Annotated in this window: 2 protein-coding genes and 1 pseudogene; all 3 read left to right on the top strand. The window is 32.3% G+C overall.

Annotation, left to right across the window (positions count from 1 at the left end; genetic code table 11):
• A pseudogene (locus LS70_RS09760) lies at positions 1-784 on the top strand (C39 family peptidase); the annotation flags it as partial.
• The gene (locus tag LS70_RS09765) at positions 781-1,296 is read left to right on the top strand and encodes a hypothetical protein (RefSeq protein ID WP_034288808.1); all 516 of its coding nucleotides are present in this window, start codon (positions 781-783) and stop codon (positions 1,294-1,296) included. The pseudogene LS70_RS09760 and the gene LS70_RS09765, both read left to right, overlap by 4 nt.
• A 246-nt stretch (positions 1,297-1,542) precedes the next feature.
• Complete coding sequence (locus tag LS70_RS09770; protein WP_034288801.1) at positions 1,543-1,899, top strand: hypothetical protein; 357 nt, start codon at positions 1,543-1,545, stop codon at positions 1,897-1,899.
• Positions 1,900-2,536: the final 637 nt, after the last annotated feature.

Raw genomic sequence — 2,536 nt, forward strand, 5'->3', positions numbered from 1 at the left:
TAAATTCTCTCCACTCAAACTACCATCTAATCCTTCTCCTAAGATAGAATATCAAAGAGAACAATGGGAAGGGATAGGAGAAATAAAGAAGAGTAGTAAGGGAGAAAAGAAAAAATCTCAAATACATAGAAAAAGTGAGGTTGATTTAAGAGGAAAGAAAACACCTAATGGCGGGATTGTGGAATGGATTTCGCAGTTTGATAACACGAAAGAAGGCATGGGGGCAAAAGCGGGTAAAACGGCATGTAAGCTCACTTGTAATGAAATTTTGCAAAGAAGCGGCGTCAATTTATCTGAAATGCCAACATCTTACAGAGGAATAGTGTCTTATCAGACTTCCATAGAAAAAGATGTTATTTATGATCAAGACAATAATGAATACAAAAGAATTCCACATAATAATTTGAATACTAAAGAACAAGAGGCTTATTTGAATACTGATGCAGAAAAAGTGCGAGAAGGGTTAACTTATCTAGATTCTCAATTAGAACAAGGCTATCCTGTAGTTGTAGGGGTAGATCATAGCTATAAATATCAAGGAGGTTTCAACAATGATCTATCCACGGATCACTTTGTAGTGATTGTAGGCAGAGGTTATGATGAGAAAGGCTTGTTTTATAGATTCTATGAAGTTGGGACTAAAGAGAAATCAAGAGGAGCAGGTGATGAGAATAAATTGTATTTTAAAAACAATGTTTTAAGTGGTAAAACAGCGTATAAATCTGATAGGAATTATGTTGTAACGCAAATTAGAAAAAATCTTTCATATGGGTCCAAAAAGTGAAACAAATCAAATTATATTTATTAGTTTTGGGAATGCTAAATTTGGCTATGGGGGCAGATAATGTTGTGTGGAAAAGAGTAGATTGCACTTATAAAAATAATATAGAATCACTATTTGAGCATTGTAGCCCACTTGAGCAAGAGTTCATTGAGGAAGCAATGGAAGAATGTGGGGTGGAGAATTGGGAAAAGCTACAAAAATGGGTTAATTGTGGCGCACCACAATCCGCCATCATAAATAACTATGATATACCAAAAGCTTATAAGGTTTTCATAAAATCCAAAAACAGAGCAGTCTATTTTGAAGAATTGCCTATGCAAAGCATAAAGAAAGTAATAGATAATGATTTGTTTATTCATTATCAATGGAAGACTAGTAAGCATTTGCAAATAATCTTTGGCTATGATTTACACACACAATGTGATTATATTCACTTTTTTGATTTAGGTAATGGCAGTGTCAAAATTGTAAAGGGTGATATGCTCATGTGTGATAAATTGTATAGCCTATAAGAGATTATCCATTAAGGGCAATTATTGTTGTAATAAAAATTACAAATATTTAGGCAGAAGCTATGACGAGAAAGGATTATTTTATAGATTCTATGAGGTGGGGACTAAAGAGAAATCAAGAGGAGCAAATGATGAGAATAAATTATATTTTAAAAACAATGCTTTAAGCGGTAAAACAACATATGGGTCTAATAGGAATTATGTTGTAACGCAAATAAGAAAAAATAAAACCTACAAGGAGAGTGAATGAAAAAAATTTTAATTATGATTGCATTAGGTTTGCAATGTGCATTTTGTATTGACTTAGAAGAGATTGCAAATAGGAAGTTTTATGAAGTGGGTGAATGGGGGGAAGATAGCGTCCTCGCAAAAGCTTCAAATGTTAAAAGAGGAGATCTTGTTATGTATGTGTTTTTTACTCCTCATCTTATCTTTGAACCAAATTATTTAATCATTGATACAAAAGAGAATGTGTTAGTGGATGCTCATTTTGCTGATGGTGATAGCCATAGCAAAGTCAATATCAAGCAAGATGAGTTTTATCAAAGAGATGATATTCTTATTTGGGATTATATGGAATTTAAATGGAAAGACAAAATCTAATTAAAAATCATTTACCCTTACCGCTTGTCGTGCTTTGGTTAAGGAATAGACAATAACTATACCATGAATATACGTATATTTTATACATAGAGGATTACATAATGCGGTTAAAGATAGCTTTAAATGAAGAAGTAAGCTCCATTTAAATCATTTAGTTAAGGAGCTAAAATGAGTAAAACTTAAATTATTGCTAATGCTCTTTTGCAAATACACAAAAAAGCTTTTATAGAAAAAAAGAAAGCAATTGTGGTTGCAAGGACTTAAGGAGATTAAAGAAGATGAAGAATACCAAAAAGAGCAAAGAATCTTAGCAGAAGCTGGAGTAAGTGATAGCGTTAAGTGAGCCTATTAAATACGGTGGCTTTATTTTGTTGAACACGAGACTATTTCAAGGTTTATTATATTATTAACAACATTATGAATTCTAGGTTTAACTAGACTATTTCAACTAACTTCAACCCTAGTTGGGATAAGCACATCCCAACAGGGAAAATACTGCTTATTCTTATTATGTAGTTTGCATTGCAGGCTTTAATTGAACATCTAAAGAGATTTTAGGGCTTAAAATCACAGACATATCAGCCCCAAAGTTAATGGTATTCCCATATTCTAATTTTCCATAATCAAAGTTTCTATC

This window comes from Helicobacter sp. MIT 11-5569 (genome assembly GCF_000765695.2).
Lineage (GTDB): Bacteria > Campylobacterota > Campylobacteria > Campylobacterales > Helicobacteraceae > Helicobacter_D.